This is a genomic window from Pseudomonas sp. MF6396 (assembly GCF_002018915.1).
Classification (GTDB): domain Bacteria; phylum Pseudomonadota; class Gammaproteobacteria; order Pseudomonadales; family Pseudomonadaceae; genus Aquipseudomonas; species Aquipseudomonas palmensis.
On record NZ_MVOK01000001.1, the window covers coordinates 219980 to 243410 of the forward strand.

The window sequence follows — 23431 nt, forward strand, 5'->3', positions numbered from 1 at the left end:
AGGAGAACCCTATGCGATTCAAACGCCCGCAGGTGCGCTATGCCGACACGCCGCAGCCTGCCACCCCGTACCAATCCGCCGCGCAGGTGTGGGACGAGCGCATCGGCTCGGCCCGCGTCCAGGCCAAGAACTGGCGTTTTATGGCCTTCGGCTGCCTCACGCTTGCGCTGCTGATGGCCGGTGGCCTGGTGTGGCGCTCGGCGCAGTCCATCGTCACCCCTTACGTCATCGAGGTCGATCAGTCGGGGCAGGTGCGCGCCGTCGGCGAAGCCGCCACGCCGTACCGGCCCGCCGATGCGCAGATCGCGCACCACCTGGCGCGCTTCGTGACGCTGGTGCGCTCGCTGTCTATCGATCCCATCGTGGTGCGGCAAAACTGGCTGGACGCCTACGACTACACCACCGACAAAGGCGCGGCGGTGCTCAACGACTACGCCAGCAAGAACGATCCTTTCGCCCGTGTTGGCCGCGAGTCGGTGACGGTGCAGATCACCAGCGTGGTACGCGCCAGCGATGCCTCGTTCAACGTCCGTTGGACGGAGCAACGGTTCATCAACGGTGCCCCCGCCGGGACCGAGCGATGGAACGCGGTGCTTTCCACCGTCCTGCAAACCCCGCGCACCGAACAGCGCCTGCGCAAGAACCCGCTGGGTATCTACGTCAACGGCCTGTCGTGGAGCCGCGAACTGGATTCTTCTGAAGGAGCCAAGCCATGAACCTGTCTTTCCGCTTATACGCTTTCGCGCTGACCGTGGTGGCCCTGTCGGGCTGCGCTTCGCAGGGCAAGCCGCCTCCGTCCATTTCGCTCGATGAGCCGGTGCAGGCACAGCCGCTGCCGGAGCCGCCTGCTCCAGTGGAAGTCGTCGCCATGCCCGAGCCGCTGGCGCTGCCAGCGCAGTTGAAGCCGCTGCACGAGTTGGACGCGGCCCCGGCTAAGCCGGAGCCGGCCGATGAGAAGGTGCGCGTTTCCCGTGCCAATGCCGAGGCGCGCATCGCGCCCACGCGCGAGGGCTACGTCAATGCGATTCAGGTGTGGCCCTTCACCGATGGTGCGCTCTACCAAGTCTATGCCGCGCCGGGACGCGTGACCGTGGTTTCCTTGCAGCCGGGCGAGGAACTAGTGACGGTCGCAGCCGGCGATACCGTGCGCTGGATCGTCGGTGACACGTCCAGCGGCAGCGGCGACGCGATGCGCATCAATGTGCTGGTCAAGCCCATCCGCTCAGGCCTCAAGACGAATTTGGTCATCACCACCAGTCGCAGAACATACCTGCTGGAACTGACCTCGACGGAAAAGGCATGGATGGCGTCGGTGTCCTGGGACTACCCAAAAGACCGGATGTTGGCCTTGCAGCGCCAGTCGCAGGCGGCTAGCGCCGCCGCACCGGTCGATACCGGACTGTCGCTGGAGAAGATCCGCTTCCGATATTCCGTCTCAGGCAGCAATCCGCCGTGGAAGCCGCTGCGCGCCTTCGACGATGGCGAGAAGGTCTATATCCAGTTCCCGCCGGGAATCGCCCAAGGCGAGCTGCCACCGCTGTTCGTCATCGGCGCGCAGGGCGACGGACAACTGGTGAATTACCGTTTTCGCTCGCCTTACTACATCGTGGATCGGCTGTTCGGCGCGGCCGAACTGCGCCTGGGCGGCGACAAGGGTGACGTGGTGCGTATCGAACGCACGGATGGCTTGGCGCGGAGGAACTGACCATGAGCCAGGACGACACTCCCGACCTCGCCACGCCGCATGCGGGCAAGGTGGCACCCGAGGCAGTTGCGCTGCGCGCCCAACCGCGCCCGGTCACGCGCCTGAACCGGCGCACGCTGGCCATCCTCGTCGGCGGTCTCTCGGTCGCTGTGCTCGGCGCGCTGATGTGGTCGCTGCAACCGCAGCGGCGCGGTGCAGGCGAGCAGACCGAGCTTTACAACGTCGATCGCGTCTCGAAGTCCGAAGGGTTGGACGCGCTGCCGGCGGACTACTCGAAGCTGCCGCCCCCCTTGGCGGCATCCGTGCCGGAGTTGGGGCCGCCGCTGCCAGGCGATCTTGGCCCGGCCATTGTGAAGTCGCAGCAGCCGGTGACGGCCGCCTACGCGGCCCCCGGCAACGACCCCAACGACGCGTTGCGCAAGGAAGCCGAAGCAGCAGCGGCATCGGCGGTGTTCTTCCGCTCTGGTTCGCAGAAGGCCGCGCCGGTGGCGCAGACACAGGTAGCCGCTGCGCCGGGCTTCACCGCCAATGCGGCCTTCGACCCGCTGGCGGCCGGGCCTGCGTCGACGGCGGCCCAGCCCGCCGACCCGACCGCCGTGCAGAACCGGCAAGACCAGAAAGAGGCATTCCAGAAAGCCGGAACCACGGAAGCCCGTGATTCCGGCAACCTGACGCTGCCGGCGTCGCCGTATCAGGTCATGGCCGGAACGGTGGTCGCCGGGGCGCTGGTGACGGGCATCAAGTCGGACTTGCCGGGCGATGTGATCGCCACAGTGACGGAGCCGGTCTATGACACGGCTACCGGCAAGTTCCTGCTGATCCCGCAGGGGTCACGCATCCTGGGCAAATACAACAGCCAGGTCAGCTACGGGCAGAGCCGCGTGCAAGTGGTGTGGAACCGGATCATCCTGCCCGACACGTCTTCGCTCAAGCTCGACAACTTGGCCGGCACCGATCCGGCCGGCTACGCCGGCTTGGAAGATGATGTGGATTGGCATTGGGATCGCGTCTTTGCCGGTGCGGCACTGACGACGCTACTGGGCATCGGTGCCGAACTGGCTGCGCCGGAGAACCGGCAGGACGGTGATCGCGTCATCATCGCCGGCCGCGATAGCGCCCAGGACAGCATCAATCAGGTCGGTCAGGAGATGACCCGGCGCAACCTCAACATCCAGCCCACCTTGACGGAGCGCCCCGGCTTGCCGGTTCGCATCATCGTCAACCGCGATCTGGTGCTGCGGCCGTACCAGCCACTTTTCTTCAACAGGGGGACTTCGCGATGACGACGCGCAAGCTACGGCTCGGGCCGCTGCCGAAAACGGAATCCACGAAGCTGACTTTTGCTTGCCCGGCCAGCCTGAAAGCCGACCTCGACCGCTACGCTACGCTGCACGCGCAGACCTACGGCGAGGCGGTCGATGCCACGGTGCTAATTCCGCACATGCTAGAAGCCTTCATGGTCGGAGATCGGGGATTCAGGAAGGGAGGCGCGGGCAAGGCCGCGCCGCCGAAGCCAAGCTGATGATGCCGGTTTCCGCTGGCGGCCATCCCTCAAACGCGCAGCCCAAGGCTGCGCGTTCTTCATTCTGGAGGACGGCGACCGATTGGGCTATGAAGACCAAACGCGGCTACCGCCTGCAGGCAACCGCCCCCGATGCAGCACGCTCGGGCTTTCTACCGCGAAGCTCCTATGTGGCTCCCAGCCCACAACGCCACAGCCCCGCAAGGCGGCCCGAAGTAGAGCCAAACCCGCACCCCATATAGACTTCCGGCCATCAGGCTGATTTCAACAATCGCTTGACTGCGGACATTTTTTATTGCCGCGCACTCGCAGGTTTGCGAGCGCTGTGCGCTCGTCTATCCCTTGCCGTGCCTGGCCAGGCGCTCCAGCGCCGCCTTGAGCTTGGGGTCGGTGATCCCTTCGGCCGTAGCGTGGATGTTCTGCGCCGAACGTGTCGAGATGTCCATCGGGTGCCCCGCCGCGGGTGCCACACCGGCCACCGGCTGCACCCTGAAATTGATGCGGGTCAGGCTGCTGAAGGCCTCCATCATCTGCAGCTGGCGCAGCAGGCGTTTCTGCTGGTAGCGCAGGCGCGTGGCCCAGTGCCCGTCGGTGACGATCAGCAGCAGCGTACCCTCGCGCCACGAGGCCACATGGCAATGCTCGCGCGCTGCCGGCTGCAACTGGCTCTCCACCAGGCGCTGCAGCTGGGCCAGGCGCTGGGCCTGGCTGAACAGGGCCTTGAGCGGTCGCGCTTCACGCAAAAGCACGGCGGGTGCACGGGCGGGCAGGGGGCGAAAAGCCATGGGCAGGGTCCGAAAAGTACAGTGGCGCCATCTTAACAGATCGCCCCGCCGGTAATTCTTCATGTGACGATGGGTTGAAGTTGGCGAAAAAGGCCTTATTGTAAAAAAGCCCCGTCAAAAGCGCTGTGCCAGCATCGTGGAAATCCGCCACTTTCCTCACCATCGTTTCCGGGTAGAATGCTCGTTCGCATGCGGCCATAAGGGCTGCACGGGCGACTCACGGGGCCGCCCTCCATCCCTACGTGTGGAAGATCCTGCCAATATGTTTGCGCCTTTGTTAAAAAAACTTTTTGGAAGCAAGAACGAGCGTGAAGTCAAACGCATGCTCAAGACGGTACAGATCGTCAATGCCTTCGAAGAGCAGATGGTCGCCCTGACGGACGAGCAGTTGCGGGCCAAGACCGCAGCGTTCAAAGAGCGCCTGGCCAAAGGCGAGACCCTTGACCAACTGTTGCCCGAAGCCTTCGCCGTTGCGCGTGAGGCCGGCAAGCGGGTCATGGGCATGCGTCACTTCGATGTACAGCTGATCGGTGGCATGACCTTGCACGAGGGCATGATCGCAGAGATGCGTACCGGTGAAGGCAAGACCCTGGTGGCGACCCTGGGCGTGTACCTCAACGCGCTGTCCGGCAAGGGCGTGCACGTGGTCACGGTCAACGACTACCTGGCCCGCCGCGACGCCAACTGGATGCGCCCTCTGTATGAATACCTGGGCCTCACCGTGGGTGTGGTCACCCCGTTCCAGCCGCCGGAAGAAAAGCGCATCGCCTATGCCGCCGACATCACCTACGGCACCAACAACGAATTCGGTTTCGACTACCTGCGCGACAACATGGCGTTCAGCATGGAAGAGAAATTCCAGCGCGAGCTGAATTTCGCCGTGATCGACGAAGTCGACTCCATCCTGATCGACGAAGCCCGTACCCCGCTGATCATCTCCGGCCAGGCCGAAGACAGCTCCAAGCTGTACATCGAGATCAACAAGCTGATCCCGCAGCTCAAGCAGCACATCGAAGAGGTCGAAGGCCAGGTCACCCAGGAAGGCCACTACAGCATCGACGAGAAGACCCGCCAGGTCGAACTCAACGAAGCCGGCCACCAGTACATCGAAGAGATGCTCACCCAGGTCGGCATGCTGGCCGAGGGCGAGAGCCTCTACTCGGCGCACAACCTGGGCCTGCTGACCCACGTGTATGCCGGCCTGCGTGCCCACAAGCTGTTCCACCGCAATGTCGAGTACATCGTGCAGGACGGCCAGATCCTGCTGATCGACGAGCACACCGGCCGCACCATGCCGGGCCGTCGCCTGTCCGAGGGCCTGCACCAGGCCATCGAGGCCAAGGAACACCTGAACATCCAGCCCGAGAGCCAGACCCTGGCCTCGACCACGTTCCAGAACTACTTCCGCCTGTACAACAAGCTGTCCGGCATGACCGGTACCGCTGACACCGAAGCGTTCGAATTCGCTCAGATCTACCAGCTCAACGTGATGGTGATCCCGCCGAACAAGCCGCTGGCGCGCAAGGACTTCAACGACCTGGTCTATCTGACTGCCGAAGAGAAGTACACCGCGATCATCGCCGACATCAAGGAGAGCATGGCTTCCGGGCGTCCGGTGCTGGTGGGTACCGCCACCATCGAAACCTCCGAGCACATGTCCAACCTGCTGATCAAGGAAGGCATCGATCACAAGGTCCTGAACGCCAAGTTCCACGAGAAGGAAGCTGAGATCATCGCCCAGGCCGGTCGCCCGGGTGCACTGACCATCGCCACCAACATGGCCGGTCGTGGTACTGACATCCTGCTGGGCGGCAACTGGGAAGTCGAAGTGGCTGCCATGGACAACCCGACGCCCGAGCAGGTTGCCCAGGTCAAGGCCGACTGGCAGAAGCGTCACCAGCAGGTGATCGAGTCCGGTGGTCTGCACGTGATCGCCTCCGAGCGCCACGAATCGCGCCGTATCGACAACCAGCTGCGTGGCCGTTCCGGCCGTCAGGGCGACCCGGGCTCGAGCCGCTTCTACCTGTCGCTGGAAGACAGCCTGATGCGCATCTTCGCCTCCGACCGGGTCAAGAACTTCATGAAGGCCCTGGGCATGCAGTCCGGCGAGGCCATCGAGCACCGCATGGTCACCAACGCCATCGAGAAGGCCCAGCGCAAGGTCGAAGGTCGCAACTTCGACATCCGCAAGCAACTGCTCGAATTCGACGACGTGGCCAACGAGCAGCGTAAGGTCATCTACCACATGCGCAACAGCCTGCTGGCGGCGACCAACATCGGCGACACCATCGCCGAGTTCCGCCAGGAAGTGCTCGATGCCACCGTGGCCCAGCACATCCCGCCACAGTCGCTGCCCGAGCAGTGGGACGTGCCGGGCCTGGAAGCGGCCCTGGCCAGCGATTTCGGGGTCAAGCTGCCGATCCAGCAGTGGCTGGACGAAGACGACCACCTGTACGAAGAGACCCTGCGCGAGAAGTTGATGGCCGAGCTGATGGCGGCCTACAACGAGAAGGAAGAGCAGGCCAGCGCCGATGCCCTGCGTACCTTCGAGAAGCAGATCCTGCTGCGTGTGATCGACGACCTGTGGAAAGACCACCTGTCGACCATGGATCACCTGCGCCACGGTATCCACCTGCGTGGCTACGCCCAGAAGAACCCGAAGCAGGAATACAAGCGCGAGTCGTTTGCCCTGTTCCAGGAACTGCTGGACTCGATCAAGCGCGACACCATCCGCGTGCTCTCGCACGTTCAGGTTCGCCGCGAAGACCCGATCGAAGAGGAAGCACGCCTGCGCCGCGAAGCCGAAGAGCTGGCCCAGCGCATGCAGTTCCAGCACGCCGAGGCCCCTGGCCTGGAAGCGGGCGAGCTGCTTGAGGAGGGTGCCGACGTCGCCGTGGCCGCAGCGCCGGTGCGCAACGAGCAGAAGCTGGGCCGCAACGAACCCTGCTGGTGCGGTTCGGGCAAGAAGTTCAAGCAGTGCCACGGCAAGATCGACTGATCGCACCGCCGTTGCCCCCTGCTGATATCTGAACACCGCGCCGCGACGGGCCCAACCGTCGCGGCGTTGTTCCATCTCAAGCGCCGGTATCTCGAGCCGGCGCCTTTTTTCTAGGAGCGCTTTCATGGCTGTCGGTCTTGGTCCTTTGCCAACGTTGCACCCGGTTCCAGGTTTTGAACTCGGTATTGCCTCTGCGGGCATCAAGCGCCCCGGGCGCAAGGACGTTGTGGTAATGCGCTGCGCCGAAGGCTCCAGCGTTGCCGGCGTGTTCACCCTCAATGCGTTCTGCGCTGCCCCGGTGATCCTGGCCAAGCAGCGCGTGCAGGGCAGTGTGCGTTACCTGCTGACCAACACCGGCAACGCCAACGCCGGTACCGGCGCCCCCGGCCTGGCCGCTGCCGAGCGCACCTGCGCCAGGCTGGCCGAGCTGGCGGGTGTCGACGCCGATGCGGTGCTGCCGTTCTCCACCGGTGTGATCGGTGAGCCACTGCCGGTCGAGAAGATCGAAGGCGCGCTGCAGGCCGCCCTGGACGACCTGTCGGAAAACAACTGGGCCGAGGCCGCCACCGGCATCATGACCACCGACACCCTGCCCAAGGGTGCCAGCCGCCAGTTCCAGCATGACGGCGTGACCATCACCGTGACCGGCATCAGCAAGGGCGCCGGGATGATCCGCCCGAACATGGCGACCATGCTCGGCTACATCGCCACCGACGCCAAGGTGGCGCCGGCCGTGCTCAAGGACCTGCTGCTGGACGGTGCCAACAAGTCGTTCAACCGCATCACCATCGACGGCGATACCTCGACCAACGATTGCTGCATGCTGATCGCCACCGGCAAGGCCGACGTGGCTGAAGTGACCGAAGCCCGCGGCCCGCTGTTCGACGCGCTGAAAAAGGCGGTGTTCGAGGTGTGCATGGAAGTGGCCCAGGCCATCGTGCGTGACGGTGAAGGCGCGACCAAGTTCGTGACCGTTCAGGTCAACGGTGGTGGCAATCATCAGGAATGCCTGGACGTTGGCTATGCCGTGGCGCATTCGCCGCTGATCAAGACCGCGCTGTTCGCCTCCGACCCGAACTGGGGCCGGATCCTGGCAGCTGTGGGCCGTGCTGGCGTGCCGAACCTGGACGTGAGCCTGATCGACGTGTACCTGGACGATGTGTGCATCGCCAGCAAAGGCGGCCGCAACGCCACCTACACCGAGGCCCAGGGCTCGGCCGTGATGGCCCAGGAAGAGATCACCATCCGCATCGACCTGGGGCGTGGCGACTGCAGCGAGACGATCTGGACCACCGACCTGTCCCATGAGTATGTGAAGATCAACGCCGAATACCGTACCTGACCGTATTGCGGGTCAAGCCCGCTCCCTCAAGGATTGCAGTAACCCTGTGGGAGCGGGCTTGACCCGCAATAGGCCCCCGCACATCCCGATGGAGCCCACCCATGAGCTACCAACTGATCATCGGCGACAAGCTGTATTCCTCCTGGTCGCTGCGCGCCGCCCTGGCCCTCGAACTTGCCAGGGTGCCCTACACCGAACTGCTGATCACCCTCAACCAGCCCGATACCCGCCAGCGCATCCTGGCGCACTCCGCCACCGGCAAGGTGCCCCTGCTCAAGTCCGAACACGGCACCATCGCCGATTCGCTGGCAATCGCCGAGTACCTGGCCGAGCGCCACCCTGAAGCCAACCTGTGGCCCAGCGACATCGCTGCCCGGGCCCAGGCGCGTTCGGCCTGCGCGCAGATGCACAGTGGCTTCTTCGCCCTGCGCAGCACCATGCCGATGAACCTGGACCACGATCAGGCCCTTGAGAGCATTCCACTCGAGGTGCAGATCGACATCGACCGCATCGTCGCGCTGTGGTCCGAGTGCCGCCTGGTGGCCAAGACCCCGGGCCCGTACCTGTTCGGCGAACTGAGCCTGGCCGACGCCTTCTTCGCCCCGGTGGCGGTGCGCCTGCGCAGCTACCGTGTCGAACTGCCTGCGGCAGCCGCCGCCTACGTCGAGGCCATCTACCAGTGGCCGGCCTTCCAGGCCTGGCAGAAGGCTGCGCTGGCGGAGCGTGCGTCGTGAAGCGGGTGCATGTTGCCGCTGCGGTGATCCGTGGCACCGACGGGCGCATCCTGATTGCGCGCCGTGCCGACAGCCAGCACCAGGGCGGCCTGTGGGAGTTTCCCGGCGGCAAGGTGGAGGCGGGGGAGGCGGTCGAGATCGCCCTGGCCCGCGAGCTGCACGAGGAACTGGGCATCGTCGTGACCCGTGCGCGGCCCTTGATCAAGGTGCGTCACGACTACCCCGACAAGCAGGTGCTGCTGGACGTGTGGGAGGTCGACGGCTTTACCGGCGAGCCCCATGGCGCCGAAGGCCAGCCACTGGCCTGGGTGTCACCACGCGAACTGCCGCAATACGACTTCCCTGAAGCCAACCAGCCCATCGTGGCGGCCGCGCGGTTGCCTGGCCACTACCTGATCACCCCGGGCGAACTGGAAGCCCCGCAGTTGCTGCGCGGCATCCAGAAGGCGATTGCCGGCGGGATCAAGCTGGTGCAGTTGCGCGCGCCCAACGGCTACGACCCCAAGTACCGCGATGTGGCGGTGGATGCGGTGGGGCTGTGTGCCGGCAAGGCGCAGTTGATGCTCAAGGGGCCGCTGGAGTGGCTGGGCGATTTCCCGGCGGCAGGGTGGCACCTTACGGCCGAGCAGTTGCGCAAATACGCGCCCAAGGGCCGACCGTTCCCCAGGGAGCGCTGGCTGGCCGCGTCATGTCACAACGCCGAAGAACTGGCGCTGGCCGAGCAGATGGGGGTGGATTTCGTCACCCTGTCGCCGGTGCAGGCGACCCAGACGCATCCCGAGGCGGTACCGTTGGGCTGGGAGCAGGTCAGCGAGCTGATCGAAGGCTTCAATCGGCCGGTGTATGTGCTGGGTGGCGTGGGGCCGGCTGATTGCGAGCGGGCCTGGCAGTTCGGCGCCCAAGGCGTGGCCGGAATTCGGGCGTTCTGGCCTGAGGCCTGAGTGAAGCCTCGCCGGCAAGGCCGGCTCCTACAGACGGCGCTGACCTTTGTAGGAGCCGGCCTTGCCGGCGAAGCGGCGTCATGGCCTGGCCGCAGCCTGCCACAACACCTCCGCCACCCCCTGGCGCCGCGCAATCACCCGCGCCGCCACGAACAGCAAGTCCGACAGCCGATTGATGTACGCCAGCCCCACCCCAGCCAGCGGCTCTGCCGCATTCAACTGCTGACACCGCCGCTCCGCACTGCGGGCCAGGCTGCGGCATACATGGGCCTGGGCAATCAGCGCCGAACCGCCCGGCAGAATGAAGTTCTCCAGAGGCCCCAGCTCTTCGTTCCAGTGGTCGATCGCCGCTTCCAGGCGCTGCACCTCGGCCTCGTTCAAGGCCTTGTAACTGGGCATCGCCAGCTCACCACCCAGGTCGAATAGCCGATGCTGACACGGCGCCAGCACTTCGACCACCTCGTCCAGGTGTTGCTCGGCCAGGCCTGCCAGCAACACGCCCAGCTGGCTGTTGAGCGTGTCCACCTCGCCGATGGCCTCGATGCGCGGATGGTCCTTGGCGACGCGACGGCCGTCGCCCAGGCCGGTTTCGCCCTTGTCGCCGGTGCGGGTGTAAATCTTCGACAAGCGAAAACCCATGCTCATGACTCCATCGTTGGCGGGCCGGGGGGTGGCATCGGCAGGTTGCTCAACGGCAGGCGCAAGGTGAAGCACGTGCCCTGACCCGGCGCCGACTGCACCTCCATCTGGCCCTTGTGGTTGTTGGTGATGATGAAATACGACACCGACAGGCCCAGGCCAGTGCCCTGGCCGATTTCCTTGGTGGTGAAGAACGGCTCGAAGGTGCGCTTGCGCACCGCCTCGGGCATGCCCACGCCGTTGTCTTCGACCTGGCTCTCGGCCCACGGCGGGTTGAGCCGGGTACGCAGGATGATACGCCCCGGTTCGCTGTCGTCTTCGCGCTGGTGAATCGCCTGGGCGGCGTTCTTGAGCAGGTTGAGCAGCACCTGTTCCAGCTCGTTGGCGGTGCCGGGCACCGGGCCCAGGGCCGGGTCGAACTGGCGCACGATGGCCTGGCCCTTGAAGTCGAAGCCTTCGGTCAGGTCGAAGTCGTTGCCGGCGATCTCCACCGCCTGGTCGATCAGTGCCGGCAGGTCGCACGGTGCCATCTGGCGGTTGCTGCGGCGGCTGAAGCTGAGCATGTGGGTGACGATCTTGGCCGCTCGTGCGCCGGCCTGCTGGATACCATCGAGCAACTGGGGTACCTGGCGGTTTTCCAGGTACTGGTTGACCGTACCCAGGTCGATGCCGGTTTCGCTGGCCTGCTCCAGGTTCTTCGGCAGGTCGGGGGACAGGCGTCGACGGATGTTCTGCACGTTGTGCAGGATCGCCCCCAGCGGGTTGTTGATCTCGTGGGCCATGCCAGCAGCCAGGCCACCGACCGAGAGCATCTTCTCCGACTGCACCATCATCTCTTCGAGCGACAGGCGCTGGGTGATGTCGTCGATGCGAATCACCACGCCGCGCCCGCCACCGCCCATCAGCGGGTAGAAGGTCAGGGCGTAGTGGCGCGCATCGTCGCCCCTGGTCCAGGTGACCCGCTCGATCTTGGCCACGCGGTGCTTCTCGACGCTTTCCTTGAGCTGCGGCAGGAACGGCTTGAGCGGCTCGAACGCGAGGAAGATCGGCTGATTCAGCGCCTCGTCCAGCGGCGTGCCGGAAAGCGCGCTGGCCTCCTGGTTCCACTGGGTCACGTAGAGCTGTTCGTCCAGGGCGATCAGTGCCGAGGGCATGGAGTCGATGATGCTGTTGAGGTAGTTCTGAAAGCCGGTGAGCTTGCGCTCGATCTTGCTGCGCACCTGTACTTCGAGTTCCAGCTTGCGGTTGGTGTGACGGGTTTCCTCGGCCAGGCCCTGGGCCTGGTCATAGGCGGTCTGGAATTCGTCGCGGGCGCGCTTGAGTTGCTGTTCGCGGGCTTCGATGCGCGACAGCATGGTGTTGAACGCCTCGGCCAGGCTGCCGATTTCGTCGCGGTTGCCGGGGCGCGCGCGCAGGGCATAGTTCTCTTCGCGGGTCACCTGGCGCGAGAGCTGTTCGAGCTGGTAGATCGGCTGGGTGATCAGGCGCTTGATCTGCCGCGCAATCAGCATCCATAGCAGGATGCTGAACACCAGGATGCCCAGGCTGGCGGTCAGCGTGCCGGTATAGAAGGCCATCGGCAGCTCGCTGCTGGCCACCAGCAGCAGATGCCCGGGCGGGTTGCCGGGGCGCGGCAGGGTTACCAGCTGGGTGCTGCGAAACTCGGTCAGGCGCCAGCTCTCGATGTTGCGGTAGCGCTTGGGCACTGCCAGGGGTTCGCCGTGCTGCAACTGCGCCAGCAGCTTGCCGTCGCTGCCATACAGCGCGGCGGCGCGCAGTGGGGTGTAGCTGTCCAGTTCCTTGAGCAGGTCGTTGGCCGCCTCTGGCGAGTCGGCGGCGCGCTGTGCCAGCTCCGGGTGCGATACCAGGCGGCCGATGGTCTGCAGGGCCTGGGGCGCCATGGCCTCCTGGGAGATCCAGTAGGCGGCGCTGATGAAGGTCAGGTTGGCCACCAGCAGAATGGTGATCAGCAGCACCAGCAGGGCGGCCAGCAGCTTCTGGCCGACCGGCAGGTTTTCCAGGCGTTCGCGCAAGGGCATGGTGACGGCGTGATCCTGTGGGTGGAGGGGCAGGGTAGCGTTGCCCTCAGTCGCTGGGCAACCCGCGTGCGTTCAGGTGTTCGACCAGGCGCCGGTGCAGCCGTTCAAGGTGCGCCAGATGGCGGCCGTGGCGGGCGGCAACGCGGCAGGCGTGGCCGAGCAGGTAGTGGATCTCGGTGCGTCGGCCCTGGCGCACGTCCTGGTACATGGAAGAGTAGTTCGCCGCCGTGGCCTGGATGACCCGTTCGACCTCGACCTGCAGATCGGTGGCGGCTTCGGGCTGGCCGCAGTGCTGCAGCAGCTCGGCCAGTTCCGCGCACAGCGTGGCCACCTCGCAGTGATGCTCGGCCAGGCCGCCGTTGCGGCACGCATGCAGCACGGTCAGTGGGTTGATGGCGCAGTTGAGCGCCAGCTTGCGCCATAGCCGGGTGAGGATGTCCGGGGTCCACTGGTGCGGGATGCCGGCGTCGGTCAGGTCGTCGAGCCAATCGGGCGGCAGCGGGTTGGCCGGGTCGCCCAGCCAGTTGAAGCCATGCCCGGCAAAGTTCACCTGCCAGTCGGCTTCGCGAAACGCGCCCTCGGTGCTGGAGGCGAAGATGCAGCGTGCGTGGGGGACCTGGCTGGCGACTTCGTCCTGGCTGCCCAGGCCGTTCTGCAGCAGCACCAGCTCGGCATTGCGCGCCAGTCGGGGCGCCAGCTGCGCCACTGCCGCGGGCGCGTCGTAGGCCTTGCAGGCCACCAGCAGCCGGTGGATAGGCGTGCCTGCATCGGCGGTTTCGGCGGGGATCGCGTGGCGCTGCGCCTGGCCGTTGTGTACCAGGCTCAGGCCGCCCGCCGCCTCGTAGGCGTGCAGGCGCGCAGGGTCGCGCAGGATCAGGCGGACCGCCTTGCCGGCCTGAGCCAGGCGGCAGGCCCAGAGGCTGCCCAGGCTGCCGGCGCCGAGAATATGCCAGGTGCTGCTCATCTGCGTTTCGCAACCGTTATAATGAACCCGCATTTTAACCGTCAAACCCGGCACGCTCCATCATGCTCTGCGACCAGGGGCCCATGAGCGTGCGTTTATTTTTTTGGAGAATGGATATGCCGTCGTTCGACGTGGTATCGGAACTGGACAAGCACGAAGTCACCAACGCCGTGGAAAACGCGGTCAAGGAGCTCGACCGCCGCTACGACCTCAAGGGCAAGGGCAGCTTCGAGTTCAAGGAAAAGGAACTGACCGTCAACCTCACCGCCGAGGCCGAGTTCCAGCTCGAGGCGATGATCGACATCCTCAAGCTGGCGCTGGTCAAGCGCAAGATCGACGTGCAGTGCCTGGAGGTCAAGGATGCCTTCGCATCGGGCAAGGTGATGAAGCAGGAAGCGACGCTGAAGGAAGGCATCGACAAGGAACTGGCCAAGAAGATCGTCGCCCACATCAAGGACGCCAAGCTCAAGGTCCAGGCCGCCATCCAGGGCGAGCAGGTACGCGTTACCGGCAAGAAACGCGACGACCTGCAGGAGGCCATCGCGGCCCTGCGTGCCAAGGAGTTCGGCATGCCGCTGCAGTTCAACAACTTCCGCGACTGATCCCCGTACACCCGGAACCTTGGCGCCGTTTCGGCGTCCGAGGTTTCTGCGGCCGCTGAAACGATTGCGGCGCCACGCTTTCCCCGTTTTTTGCCGCCCGGCATCAGGAGACAACCTATGGATTTGAACGCTGAAGTGGATCAGTTGGTCAGGACTTCGCAGACCTGGATCCCGATGATCATGGAATACGGCAGTCGCCTGTTGCTGGCGCTGCTGACCCTGGCCATCGGCTGGTGGGTGATCAACAAGGTCACCTACCGCCTGGGCAAGCTGCTGGCCCTGCGCAACGCTGACCTGGCGCTGCAAGGCTTCATCAGCAGCCTGGCGAACATCATTCTGAAGATCCTGCTGGTGGTCAGCGTGGCCTCGATGATCGGCATCGAGACCACCTCGTTCGTGGCCGCTATCGGTGCCGCCGGCCTGGCCATCGGCCTGGCCTTGCAGGGCAGCCTGGCGAACTTCGCCGGTGGGGTGCTGATCCTGCTGTTCCGTCCGTTCCGCCTGGGCGACTGGATCGAGGCCCAGGGGGTCAGCGGTACCGTGGACAGCATCCAGATCTTCCACACGGTGCTGCGTACCGGTGACAACAAGACGGTGATCCTGCCCAACGGCAGCCTGTCCAACGGCATCATCACCAACACCAACCGCCAGCCGACCCGCAAGGTGGTGTTCGATGTGGGCGTGGACTACGAGGCCGACCTGCAGGTAGCGCGCAAGGTGCTGCTGGACCTGGCCAATGACCCGCGGGTGCTGCAGGAACCGGGCGCGCCCCAGGCGGTGATTTCGGCACTGGGCGACAGCTCGATCACCGTGTCGCTGCGAGCCTGGGTGAAGACGGCTGACTACTGGGACGTAATGTTCATGCTCAACGAGCATGCGCGCGACCGGTTGAAGGCCGAGGGCATCGACATCCCGTTTCCGCAGCGGGTAATCCGTGTGGTGCAGGAAGCGGCCGTGCAGTAATAACGCCTCGAGCTCATCGCGGGTCAAGCCCGCTCCCACAGGTACATCATGTGTCTGGAGACAGTGATTACTGCGTGGGAGCGCGGCTTGCCCCGCGATTCGGGTGCACCGATTACACTTGTTCACTTCTTGTTACTGTCCGACCTTTGCCTTTTCTGGCATACAGGCTGGCTGATTTTCCCTGCCAGGCCTTGCCATGCTTACCCCGCTGATAAACATCACCCCGTTCCGGGCATTCTGTTTCGCCATGACCCTGGCGTTGTTCGAATTGCTGACCTACCTGGCCAGCGACGTGGTGATGCCTGCCATGCCCACGGTGGTGGGCGACCTGAATGCCAGCCCCGAATTCATCCCCCATGCGCTGAACCTCTACCTGCTTGGCGGTGTGCTGCTGCAGTGGCTGATCGGCCCGCTGGCCGACCGCTACGGGCGGCGTCCGCTGCTGCTGTGGGGGTGCGCCATCTTCTGCCTGGCCTGCCTTGCCACCTACTGGGTCGAGGGCATCGAGCTGTTCAACCTGCTGCGCCTGTTGCAGGGTATCGGCCTGGGCTTTGTGGTCACGGTCAGCTACCCGGCCCTGAACGAAGCCTTCAGCGAGGCGGATGCGGTGCGCATGATGGCCCTGCTGGCCAACATCGCGCTGCTTTCGCCGCTGCTCGGCCCACTGGTAGGCACCGTGCTGCTGGAATGGGTCTCGTGGCGCTGGCTGTTCGTACTGTTCGCAGGGTTCGCCGTGCTGACCTGGTGCGCGCTGTACCGCTTCATGCCTGAAACCCTGGGGGTGGAGCGGCGCGACGGTACGCGCCTGGCCTTCCAGCCCATCCACCTGCTGCCCTTGCTGGCCGGTTACGGGCAACTGCTGGGCAACCGCCGCTTCGTTGCCGGCAGCGCTGCCCTGGGCCTGGTGGGCCTGCCGCTGATCGGCTGGATCGGTCTGTCGCCGGTGCTGCTGATTCATGACGAGGGCTTGAGCACCCTGGACTATGCACTGTGGCAATTGCCGGTGTTCGGCGGCCTGATTGCGGGCAACCTGATCATCAACCGCATTGCCGAGCGCTACAGCCTGCGCGCGCTGATCCGCAAGGCCCTGTGGCCGTATCTGATCGGCCTGGGCGCGGCCATGCTGGGCACCTGGCTGTACCCCTCGGTGTTCAGCCTGGTGGCGGGCATGTCGCTGTACGCACTGGGCCTGGGCATCGCCAACGCGGTGCTGTACCGCATGACGCTGTTCTCCAGCGAGCAGAGCAAGGGCCTGGTGTCGGCGATGCTGGGCATGATCACCATCGCCTTGCTGGGCCTGGGCGGTGCCTTGCTGGCGATGCTGGGGGCAGGGGCGAGCCTGTTGAGCTTCGCCCTGGCGGCAGGTTGCGCCGGGTTGCTGGCGCTGTGGCCGTTGCGCACGGTGCTGCAGGACGACGCCGAACTGGCGTCGCTGGCCTAGGCTCCGGGGCGCTCGGTGGTCTCGGGCTCCACGGGGGCCAGCTTGCCGCGCCGCAGTTCCTGGTGCCAGTGCAAGGCGATCAGGATCAGCGTTGGCACCCCGAGCATCGCGGTGATCAGGAAGAAGTCGTGATAGCCGTACTTCTCGACCATCACGCCTGAGTAGCCACCGATCAGGCGCGGCAACAGCAGCATGATCGAGCTGAGCAGGGCGTACTGGGTGGCCGAGAACTTCAGGTTGGTCAGGCTCGACAGGTAGGCCACGAAGGCCGAGGTCGCCAGACCCGAGCTGAAGTTGTCGAGCGAGATGGTCACCACCAGCATCTGCAGGTTCGGCCCCATGTCGGCGAGCATCAGGAACAGCAGGTTGGTCGCGGCGGAGGTCACACCGCCGATGAACAGGATCGGCAGGATGCCGAAGCGCACGATCAGCAGGCCGCCCATGCCGGCCCCGAACAGGGTCATGAACAGGCCGAAGATCTTGCTGACGCTGGCGATCTGGTCCTTGGTGAAGCCCTGGTCGATATAGAACACGTTGGCCATCACGCCCATCACCGTGTCCGACATGCGGTAGGTGGCGATCAGCCCCAGCAGCAGCAGCGCCTGCCAGCGGTAGCGCACGATGAAGTCGTTGACCGGGGTCAGCACCGGGGCCAGCCCGCGTCGCCCCATGGACGACAGGCACAGCGTGGTGAGGGTGATGTAGAGGATCGCGCGCAGGAAGGCGCGGTCTTCAAGCAGCAGGTCGAGCAGGCTGGCGCCTTCGAACAGCACGCTGGCGAAATTGGTGTTGTACAGCTGGGTGAACATCGCCGGTACCGACACCAGCAGAATGATCAGCACGAAGACCGAGGCCAGCTGGTGGCCGAAGCCGTAGCGCGCCGCCGACAGCTGGGTACGCAGTGGGACGGGCGGCTCGCGCATCAGCAGGCTGGTGATCAGGGCGGGCACCATCAGCACGCCGAACAGCACATAGGTGCCGGTCCAGGCGCTGTGCTTGTAGCTGAAGCCGGTGGAGCCGAACCCTTCGGCAAAGAACAGCGCGCCCGCAGTGGCCAGCAGGGCGGCGACCCGGTAGCCGGCCATGTAGCTGGCGGCCAGGGCGGCCTGGCGCTGGTCGCCGGCGATCTCGAGGCGGTAGGCATCCACGGCGATGTCCTGGGTGGCCGAGGCGAAGGCCACCAGCACCGCCAGCGCGATCAGCCACGACAGGTGCTTCTGCGGGTCGCAAAAGCCCATGCCGACCAGGCCGATGACCACCAGGATCTGTGACAGCACCAGCCAGGAACGGCGTCGGCCAAGCTTGCCCAGCAATGGCAGGCGCCATTGGTCCAGCAGTGGCGACCATACCCACTTGAAGGCATAGGCCAGGCCGATCAGGCTGGCATAACCGATGGTTTCACGGGCAACCCCGGCTTCGCGCAGCCATACCGACAGGGTCGAGAACACCAACATATAGGGCAGGCCGGCGGCAAAGCCGAGCAGCAACAGCACCAGGGTCGACGGGCTGGCATAGGCAGCGAGCGCAGCGCGCCAGGTTTTACGGGGCATGGGCCAACATCTGCCTCAAGTTTGCGAAAACAAAGCGCGCACTCTAACCGCTGTGCTCCATCGGGCGCCAGCCATGGCGCAACATATCCACACGATTGTTCCGGACGGTCACCCCTTCGGCCCGCAGGCGGGCCCGCTGCTCATCCCCGGAGGGCGTGCCAAGGGCCAGGCTCAGGCGTCCGCCGGCGCCCAGCACGCGGTGCCAGGGCAGGCGAGTGTCGCTCGGCAACTGGCTGAGGGTGCGCCCCACCCAGCGCGCCGCGCGGCCCAGGCCGGCGATGGCCGCCAGTTCACCATAGCTGACCACCTTGCCTGGCGGCAGTTGGCCCAGCACCAGGTAGAGCGCCGTCCGTCGGTCTTCTGCGCGCTGCTGCGCGTCGGTCAAGGCCGCGCTCATCGGGGCGTTGCGGGGCAGTGAAGGGGGCAGGGCGCACAAATACGAATTGAACTCATCGGCATTGGCTGGGTCAGTCCTTGTTCTGCTGGCGGGTATCTGGATAATGCCCGATTTTTCTGCGAACCCGAGTTTCTGTACTGCCTATGTATTCTAGAGCCTTGTTGTGCCTTGTGATGACCGGTGTCTGCGCCCCTGCGGTGGCCGATACCGTATGGATGAAGAACGGCGACCGGCTCAGCGGCAAGATCAAGGTCTTCGACGGTGGCAAGCTGGTGCTGCAGACCGAGTACGGTGGCTCCATCGCGCTGGACTGGAAGAAGGTCAAGACCCTGGAGAGCGACCAGGAACTGCTGGTCAAGCAGGACGCCTACACCGGCGAGAAGGCCAAGTCGCTGCAGGCCGGTGAAGACGGCCAGGTGATCCTGGCCAATGGCGAGGCGCCCAAGGCGGTTGAACTGGCCAGCATCCAGCAGATCATGAAGCCCAAGCCGCTGGTCGAAGACATGCTGTGGAAGGGCAACATCGACCTGGCACTGGACTACAAGCGCGCCGAAACCGACAGTGACGACTACGACGTCGACTTCAAGACCACTGCCCGTCACGGTCGCTGGCGGCATAACGCCGAGGGCGAGTACAACCGCGAGACCAAGAACGACACGACCACCACCAACAACTGGAGCGCCGAATACGCGCTGGACCGCTTCATTACCGAGCAGTGGTTCTGGCAGGGGCGTCTGAACTACAAGCGCGACCACATCGAAGACCTGACCCGCCAGCGCACGGTCGGTACCGGCCCGGGCTACCAGTTCTGGGACGACGAGCTGGGCGCGTTCTCGCTGGGTTCGCTGCTCAACCGCACCGACTACGAGTACAGCGACGGCGGCAAGGACAACTTCTATTCGCTGGGCGTGAAGTGGGACTACAACCGCTACCTGATCGGCAAGTCGGTCGAGCTGTTCACCAACGGCGAGGTTGGCAAGCCGCTGGGCGGCGTGGCGGACTACAGCCTGGATGCCGAGGTGGGCCTGCGCTACAAGGTCACCGAATGGGCATCGCTGAACCTGAAGGCAGAGAAGGACATCATCAGCGGCACCAGCGACAGCGACCTGGACAAGACGCGCTACACCGTCGGCTTCGGCGTGGCCTGGTAAACCGCTTTCGCATTCAGGGGCCGGCGCCTGCAGGCCCCTTGGCAATCGCCACTGATAATGATTAGCTTGTCGCGATCACACCTTTCCCAGGAGCACCCCCGTGAGCGCGAAGGCTGCAAGGCAGGCAAGAGAGCTGCTGCTCAAGGAGTACCGTGGCGTACTCTCGACCCATTCCAAATCGATGCCCGGCTTCCCCTTCGGTTCCGTGGTGCCGTATTGCCTGGACGCCGACGGTAACCCGCTGATCCTGATCAGTCGCATTGCCCAGCACACCCACAACCTGCAAAAAGACCCCAAGTGTTCGCTGCTGGTAGGCGAGCGCGATGCCGAGGACGTGCAGGCGGTGGGTCGTCTTACCTTGATGGCCGAGGCCCACAAGCTGGCCGACCCCGAGGCCATCGAGGCCGCCGCCGGGCGCTATTACCGCTACTTCCCCGAATCGAGCCAGTACCACAGCGCCCACGACTTCGACTTCTGGGTGCTCAGGCCGGTGCGCCATCGCTATATCGGCGGCTTCGGCGCGATTCACTGGCTGGACGACGTGACCCTGGCCAACCCGTTCGCCGGCAAGGCCGAGGTGAGCATGGTCGAGCACATGAACGACGACCATGCCAACGCCATCGCGCACTACGTCGAGCTCAGCGGCCTGCCTGCCAGCGCACCGGCCTCGCTGGTAGGGATCGATACCGAGGGCATGCACCTGCGCATCGGCCAGGGGCTGCACTGGCTGGCGTTTCCAAGGTCTTGCAATACACCGATACAAGTACGCGAAGCCCTGGTTTTGCTGGCCCGCGCCGAACAGTGGCCTGATCGCGAGGCGGTCGAGGGTTGAAATTGCAACGGCCAGCAACCATTTAAGGTCGTACCTGCAAGGACATCTTGCGTAGAGGAACCCTTGATGCGTGCTTTTCTACTGCTGTTTCTGCTTTTCCCGGTGCTCGAGCTGTATGTGTTTTTCAAGGTCAGCACCGCGATCGGATTTTTCCCGGCGCTGCTGCTGATCATCGCGGGCTCGGCCCTCGGTGTGCTGGTGGTGCGGGTCGCGGGCCTTGCCACCGCGCTGCGTGCGCGGGCGAGCCTGCAGCGCGGCGAATTGCCGGCCGAAGACATGTTCCACGGCCTGATGCTGGCCCTGGGTGGCGGTCTGCTGTTGCTCCCCGGCTTCATCAGCGACGTGATCGGCCTGATCGTGCTGTTGCCGTTCAGCCGCCGGTTGCTGGCCAACAAGCTGCGCCAGCGCGCCGAAGCCCAGGCCATGCGTCAGCGCGCCTTCGGCGACGACCCGTTCAATGCGCCGCCCGGCGCACCGCGTCAGCCCAATGTGATCGAAGGCGAATACGAAAAGCGTGACCCGTGACGCGAGCGCTCGCCCGCGTAGCATGAAACGGCCCTTCGGGGCCGTTTTTCATTTGGCGCGCCGGCCTGCAAAAATTTTCATCGGCAAGCCTTGTAATCGCCTTGGCCGACCTCATGTATGGGTCACCGCAAGGTTTCTGGGCATTTGCCCCAGACAATACATGCGTGGCCCGCCCCGCGGTCCACGATCGGCTACGCCGAAAGCATCAACACGCCGGTAACGATACCGGCCGATGAAAACCACTATCAGGAGAGATCGACAATGAAGCTTCGTCCTCTGCATGACCGCGTCGTCATCCGTCGCAGCGAAGAAGAATCGAAAACCGCTGGCGGTATCGTTCTGCCAGGCTCGGCCGCTGAAAAACCCAACCGTGGCGAAATCGTCGCCGTGGGTACCGGCCGCATCCTGGACAACGGCGAAGTGCGCGCGCTGGCCGTGAAAGTGGGTGACAAGGTGGTTTTCGGCCCGTACTCGGGCAGCAACACTGTGAAAGTTGACGGCGAAGACCTGCTGGTAATGGCTGAGAACGAGATTCTCGCCGTTATCGAAGGCTGATCCGCTGGTTTCCCGTTACTCCAAAGTATTCAAGGATTAAACGATCATGGCTGCTAAAGACGTAAAATTCGGCGATTCCGCCCGTAAGAAAATGCTGGTTGGCGTCAACGTTCTGGCTGACGCGGTAAAAGCGACCCTGGGCCCGAAAGGCCGCAACGTGGTTCTGGCCAAGAGCTTCGGCGCGCCAACCATCACCAAAGACGGTGTTTCGGTTGCCAAGGAAATCGAACTCAAGGACGCCTTCGAGAACATGGGCGCCCAACTGCTGAAAGACGTGGCCTCCAAGGCTAACGACGAAGCGGGCGACGGCACCACCACCGCTACCGTTCTGGCTCAGGCCATCGTCAGCGAAGGCCTCAAGGCCGTTGCTGCCGGCATGAACCCGATGGACCTCAAGCGCGGTATCGACAAGGCGACCATCGCCATCGTCAAAGAGCTGAAGAACCTGTCCAAGCCATGCGCCGATTCCAAGGCCATCGCTCAGGTCGGTACCATCTCGGCCAACTCCGACACCTCCATCGGTGAAATCATTGCCGAAGCCATGGAAAAAGTCGGTAAAGAAGGCGTGATCACCGTCGAAGAAGGCTCGGGCCTGGAAAACGAACTGTCGGTTGTAGAAGGCATGCAGTTCGACCGTGGCTACCTGTCCCCTTACTTCGTCAACAAGCCGGACACCATGGTTGCCGAGCTCGACGGCCCGCTGCTGCTGCTGGTCGACAAGAAGATCTCCAACATCCGCGAACTGCTGCCAGTACTGGAAGCCGTTGCCAAGGCCGGTCGTCCGCTGCTGATCGTGGCTGAAGACGTTGAAGGCGAAGCGCTGGCTACCCTGGTGGTCAACAACATGCGCGGCATCGTGAAAGTGGCTGCGGTCAAGGCACCTGGCTTCGGCGACCGCCGCAAGGCCATGCTGCAGGACATCGCCGTTCTGACCGGCGGTACCGTGATCTCCGAAGAAATCGGCCTGAGCCTGGAGTCGACCACCCTGGAGCACCTGGGCAACGCCAAGCGCGTGACCCTGTCCAAGGAAAACACCACCATCATCGACGGTGCTGGCGTTGAAGCCGACATCGAAGCACGCGTCAAGCAGATCCGTGCCCAGATCGAAGAGACTTCCTCGGACTACGACCGTGAAAAACTGCAAGAGCGTCTGGCCAAGCTGGCTGGCGGTGTTGCCGTGATCAAGGTCGGTGCCGGCACCGAAGTTGAAATGAAAGAGAAGAAAGCCCGCGTTGAAGACGCCCTGCACGCTACCCGCGCAGCCGTCGAAGAAGGCGTGGTACCTGGCGGTGGCGTGGCGCTGGTTCGCTCGCTGCAGGCCATTGCCGAGCTCAAGGGCGACAACGAAGACCAGAACGTGGGTATCCAGTTGCTGCGTCGCGCCGTCGAGTCCCCACTGCGCCAGATCGTTGCCAACGCCGGCGACGAGCCAAGCGTGGTAGTCGACAAGGTCAAGCAAGGTTCGGGCAACTTCGGTTACAACGCTGCTACCGGCGAGTACGGCGACATGATCGAAATGGGCATCCTGGACCCTGCCAAGGTGACCCGTTCGGCTCTGCAGGCCGCGGCCTCGATCGGTGGTCTGATGATCACTACCGAAGCCATGGTTGCCGATGCGCCTGAAGACAAGGCTGCCGGTGGCATGCCTGACATGGGCGGCATGGGTGGCATGGGCGGCATGGGCGGCATGATGTAAGCCAGCCTTACCCGCTTGAAGAAGAGCCCCGCCTTGTGCGGGGCTTTTTT

At 64.4% G+C, this 23431-nt stretch carries 22 protein-coding genes; 16 read left to right on the forward strand and 6 right to left on the reverse strand.

What is annotated here, in order from left to right:
• Positions 1-11: 11 nt before the first annotated feature.
• The 4 genes from trbF to MF6396_RS01140 are packed head-to-tail and all read left to right on the forward strand — an operon-like array spanning position 12 to position 3227.
• Entirely contained in the window at positions 12-716 is a 705-nt protein-coding gene (trbF, locus tag MF6396_RS01125; RefSeq protein WP_004883108.1) for a conjugal transfer protein TrbF, read from the forward strand.
• Positions 713-1705 (forward strand): P-type conjugative transfer protein TrbG, encoded by a 993-nt coding sequence (gene trbG / locus MF6396_RS01130; RefSeq protein ID WP_004883112.1) that lies wholly within the window; start codon positions 713-715, stop codon positions 1703-1705. The genes trbF and trbG overlap by 4 nt, the downstream gene beginning before the upstream one ends.
• Before the next feature lie 2 nt (positions 1706-1707).
• Positions 1708-2988: a TrbI/VirB10 family protein gene (locus tag MF6396_RS01135; RefSeq protein WP_004883119.1), complete on the forward strand. Its 1281-nt coding sequence runs from the start codon at positions 1708-1710 to the stop codon at positions 2986-2988.
• Positions 2985-3227 carry a DUF2274 domain-containing protein gene (locus MF6396_RS01140; RefSeq protein WP_004883121.1) on the forward strand — a complete coding sequence of 81 codons (243 nt, stop codon included), beginning with the start codon at positions 2985-2987 and terminating at the stop codon, positions 3225-3227. Before MF6396_RS01135 ends, MF6396_RS01140 begins: the two co-directional genes overlap by 4 nt.
• 335 nt (positions 3228-3562) lie before the next feature.
• On the opposite strand, the gene MF6396_RS01145 is transcribed toward MF6396_RS01140, so the two are convergent.
• A complete protein-coding gene (locus MF6396_RS01145) occupies positions 3563-4012 on the reverse strand; it encodes a DUF721 domain-containing protein (RefSeq protein ID WP_054914835.1) in 450 nt (149 codons plus the stop codon).
• A 262-nt stretch (positions 4013-4274) separates the two neighbouring features.
• On the opposite strand from MF6396_RS01145, the gene secA reads away from it, so the two are divergent.
• The 4 genes from secA to MF6396_RS01165 all read left to right on the forward strand — a co-directional run bounded on the left by secA (position 4275) and on the right by MF6396_RS01165 (position 10027).
• On the forward strand, positions 4275-7010 hold the full coding sequence (gene secA / locus MF6396_RS01150) for a preprotein translocase subunit SecA (protein ID WP_078479526.1): 2736 nt from the start codon (positions 4275-4277) through the stop codon (positions 7008-7010).
• 124 nt (positions 7011-7134) lie between these two features.
• Positions 7135-8352, forward strand: coding sequence for a bifunctional glutamate N-acetyltransferase/amino-acid acetyltransferase ArgJ (gene argJ / locus MF6396_RS01155; protein ID WP_078479527.1), 1218 nt, complete (start codon positions 7135-7137; stop codon positions 8350-8352).
• A 101-nt stretch (positions 8353-8453) separates the two neighbouring features.
• Complete coding sequence (locus tag MF6396_RS01160) at positions 8454-9086, forward strand: glutathione S-transferase (RefSeq protein WP_054914832.1); 633 nt, start codon at positions 8454-8456, stop codon at positions 9084-9086.
• Positions 9083-10027 carry a Nudix family hydrolase gene (locus MF6396_RS01165; RefSeq protein ID WP_078479528.1) on the forward strand — a complete coding sequence of 315 codons (945 nt, stop codon included), beginning with the start codon at positions 9083-9085 and terminating at the stop codon, positions 10025-10027. The genes MF6396_RS01160 and MF6396_RS01165 overlap by 4 nt, the downstream gene beginning before the upstream one ends.
• A gap of 78 nt (positions 10028-10105) precedes the next feature.
• Here MF6396_RS01165 and MF6396_RS01170 read toward each other — a convergent pair whose 3' ends face one another.
• The 3 genes from MF6396_RS01170 to MF6396_RS01180 are packed head-to-tail and all read right to left on the reverse strand — an operon-like array spanning position 10106 to position 13669.
• The gene (locus MF6396_RS01170) at positions 10106-10666 is read right to left on the reverse strand and encodes a cob(I)yrinic acid a,c-diamide adenosyltransferase (protein ID WP_078479529.1); all 561 of its coding nucleotides are present in this window, start codon (positions 10664-10666) and stop codon (positions 10106-10108) included.
• A gap of 2 nt (positions 10667-10668) precedes the next feature.
• Complete coding sequence (locus tag MF6396_RS01175) at positions 10669-12705, reverse strand: ATP-binding protein (RefSeq protein ID WP_078479530.1); 2037 nt, start codon at positions 12703-12705, stop codon at positions 10669-10671.
• A gap of 46 nt (positions 12706-12751) precedes the next feature.
• Complete coding sequence (locus MF6396_RS01180) at positions 12752-13669, reverse strand: putative 2-dehydropantoate 2-reductase (protein ID WP_043862081.1); 918 nt, start codon at positions 13667-13669, stop codon at positions 12752-12754.
• Positions 13670-13785: 116 nt separating this feature from the next.
• Between MF6396_RS01180 and MF6396_RS01185 the strand changes: the two genes are divergently transcribed.
• The 3 genes from MF6396_RS01185 (at position 13786) to MF6396_RS01195 (ending at position 16675) form a co-directional block, all read left to right on the forward strand.
• Positions 13786-14271 carry a YajQ family cyclic di-GMP-binding protein gene (locus MF6396_RS01185; RefSeq protein WP_043862082.1) on the forward strand — a complete coding sequence of 162 codons (486 nt, stop codon included), beginning with the start codon at positions 13786-13788 and terminating at the stop codon, positions 14269-14271.
• A 117-nt stretch (positions 14272-14388) separates the two neighbouring features.
• Positions 14389-15234, forward strand: coding sequence for a mechanosensitive ion channel family protein (locus MF6396_RS01190; protein ID WP_043862083.1), 846 nt, complete (start codon positions 14389-14391; stop codon positions 15232-15234).
• Between the two features lie 196 nt (positions 15235-15430).
• Positions 15431-16675, forward strand: a complete 1245-nt coding sequence (locus tag MF6396_RS01195; RefSeq protein WP_043862084.1) for an MFS transporter — start codon at positions 15431-15433, stop codon at positions 16673-16675.
• Here the strand turns inward: MF6396_RS01195 and MF6396_RS01200 are convergent.
• Positions 16672-18225, reverse strand: a complete 1554-nt coding sequence (locus MF6396_RS01200; protein ID WP_078479531.1) for an AmpG family muropeptide MFS transporter — start codon at positions 18223-18225, stop codon at positions 16672-16674. The two genes, MF6396_RS01195 and MF6396_RS01200, sit on opposite strands and share 4 nt — an antisense overlap.
• 43 nt (positions 18226-18268) lie before the next feature.
• A complete protein-coding gene (locus tag MF6396_RS01205) occupies positions 18269-18622 on the reverse strand; it encodes an MGMT family protein (protein ID WP_043862086.1) in 354 nt (117 codons plus the stop codon).
• Between the two features lie 143 nt (positions 18623-18765).
• Here MF6396_RS01205 and MF6396_RS01210 point away from each other — a divergent pair, with 143 nt between their 5' ends.
• The 5 genes from MF6396_RS01210 (at position 18766) to groL (ending at position 23381) form a co-directional block, all read left to right on the forward strand.
• The gene (locus tag MF6396_RS01210) at positions 18766-19773 is read left to right on the forward strand and encodes a DUF481 domain-containing protein (RefSeq protein ID WP_043862087.1); all 1008 of its coding nucleotides are present in this window, start codon (positions 18766-18768) and stop codon (positions 19771-19773) included.
• 100 nt (positions 19774-19873) lie between these two features.
• Positions 19874-20605, forward strand: coding sequence for a HugZ family pyridoxamine 5'-phosphate oxidase (locus MF6396_RS01215; RefSeq protein ID WP_043862088.1), 732 nt, complete (start codon positions 19874-19876; stop codon positions 20603-20605).
• A 66-nt stretch (positions 20606-20671) separates the two neighbouring features.
• A complete protein-coding gene (locus MF6396_RS01220) occupies positions 20672-21130 on the forward strand; it encodes an FxsA family protein (protein WP_054914827.1) in 459 nt (152 codons plus the stop codon).
• A gap of 261 nt (positions 21131-21391) precedes the next feature.
• Positions 21392-21685, forward strand: coding sequence for a co-chaperone GroES (locus MF6396_RS01225; protein WP_009050540.1), 294 nt, complete (start codon positions 21392-21394; stop codon positions 21683-21685).
• A 46-nt stretch (positions 21686-21731) separates the two neighbouring features.
• The gene (gene groL / locus MF6396_RS01230) at positions 21732-23381 is read left to right on the forward strand and encodes a chaperonin GroEL (RefSeq protein ID WP_043862090.1); all 1650 of its coding nucleotides are present in this window, start codon (positions 21732-21734) and stop codon (positions 23379-23381) included.
• Positions 23382-23431 lie beyond the last annotated feature (50 nt).

Coding starts and splice junctions, on each gene's coding strand:
- MF6396_RS01180 (WP_043862081.1), bottom strand. CDS start 13,669: ATGAGCAGCACCTGGCATATTCTCGGCGCCGGCAGCCTGGGCAGCCTC.
- MF6396_RS01140 (WP_004883121.1), top strand. CDS start 2,985: ATGACGACGCGCAAGCTACGGCTCGGGCCGCTGCCGAAAACGGAATCC.
- MF6396_RS01220 (WP_054914827.1), top strand. CDS start 20,672: ATGCGTGCTTTTCTACTGCTGTTTCTGCTTTTCCCGGTGCTCGAGCTG.
- argJ (WP_078479527.1), top strand. CDS start 7,135: ATGGCTGTCGGTCTTGGTCCTTTGCCAACGTTGCACCCGGTTCCAGGT.
- MF6396_RS01175 (WP_078479530.1), bottom strand. CDS start 12,705: ATGCCCTTGCGCGAACGCCTGGAAAACCTGCCGGTCGGCCAGAAGCTG.
- MF6396_RS01185 (WP_043862082.1), top strand. CDS start 13,786: ATGCCGTCGTTCGACGTGGTATCGGAACTGGACAAGCACGAAGTCACC.
- MF6396_RS01145 (WP_054914835.1), bottom strand. CDS start 4,012: ATGGCTTTTCGCCCCCTGCCCGCCCGTGCACCCGCCGTGCTTTTGCGT.
- MF6396_RS01225 (WP_009050540.1), top strand. CDS start 21,392: ATGAAGCTTCGTCCTCTGCATGACCGCGTCGTCATCCGTCGCAGCGAA.
- groL (WP_043862090.1), top strand. CDS start 21,732: ATGGCTGCTAAAGACGTAAAATTCGGCGATTCCGCCCGTAAGAAAATG.
- MF6396_RS01210 (WP_043862087.1), top strand. CDS start 18,766: ATGTATTCTAGAGCCTTGTTGTGCCTTGTGATGACCGGTGTCTGCGCC.
- MF6396_RS01135 (WP_004883119.1), top strand. CDS start 1,708: ATGAGCCAGGACGACACTCCCGACCTCGCCACGCCGCATGCGGGCAAG.
- MF6396_RS01200 (WP_078479531.1), bottom strand. CDS start 18,225: ATGCCCCGTAAAACCTGGCGCGCTGCGCTCGCTGCCTATGCCAGCCCG.
- trbG (WP_004883112.1), top strand. CDS start 713: ATGAACCTGTCTTTCCGCTTATACGCTTTCGCGCTGACCGTGGTGGCC.
- MF6396_RS01205 (WP_043862086.1), bottom strand. CDS start 18,622: ATGAGCGCGGCCTTGACCGACGCGCAGCAGCGCGCAGAAGACCGACGG.
- MF6396_RS01160 (WP_054914832.1), top strand. CDS start 8,454: ATGAGCTACCAACTGATCATCGGCGACAAGCTGTATTCCTCCTGGTCG.
- trbF (WP_004883108.1), top strand. CDS start 12: ATGCGATTCAAACGCCCGCAGGTGCGCTATGCCGACACGCCGCAGCCT.
- secA (WP_078479526.1), top strand. CDS start 4,275: ATGTTTGCGCCTTTGTTAAAAAAACTTTTTGGAAGCAAGAACGAGCGT.
- MF6396_RS01170 (WP_078479529.1), bottom strand. CDS start 10,666: ATGGGTTTTCGCTTGTCGAAGATTTACACCCGCACCGGCGACAAGGGC.
- MF6396_RS01190 (WP_043862083.1), top strand. CDS start 14,389: ATGGATTTGAACGCTGAAGTGGATCAGTTGGTCAGGACTTCGCAGACC.
- MF6396_RS01195 (WP_043862084.1), top strand. CDS start 15,431: ATGCTTACCCCGCTGATAAACATCACCCCGTTCCGGGCATTCTGTTTC.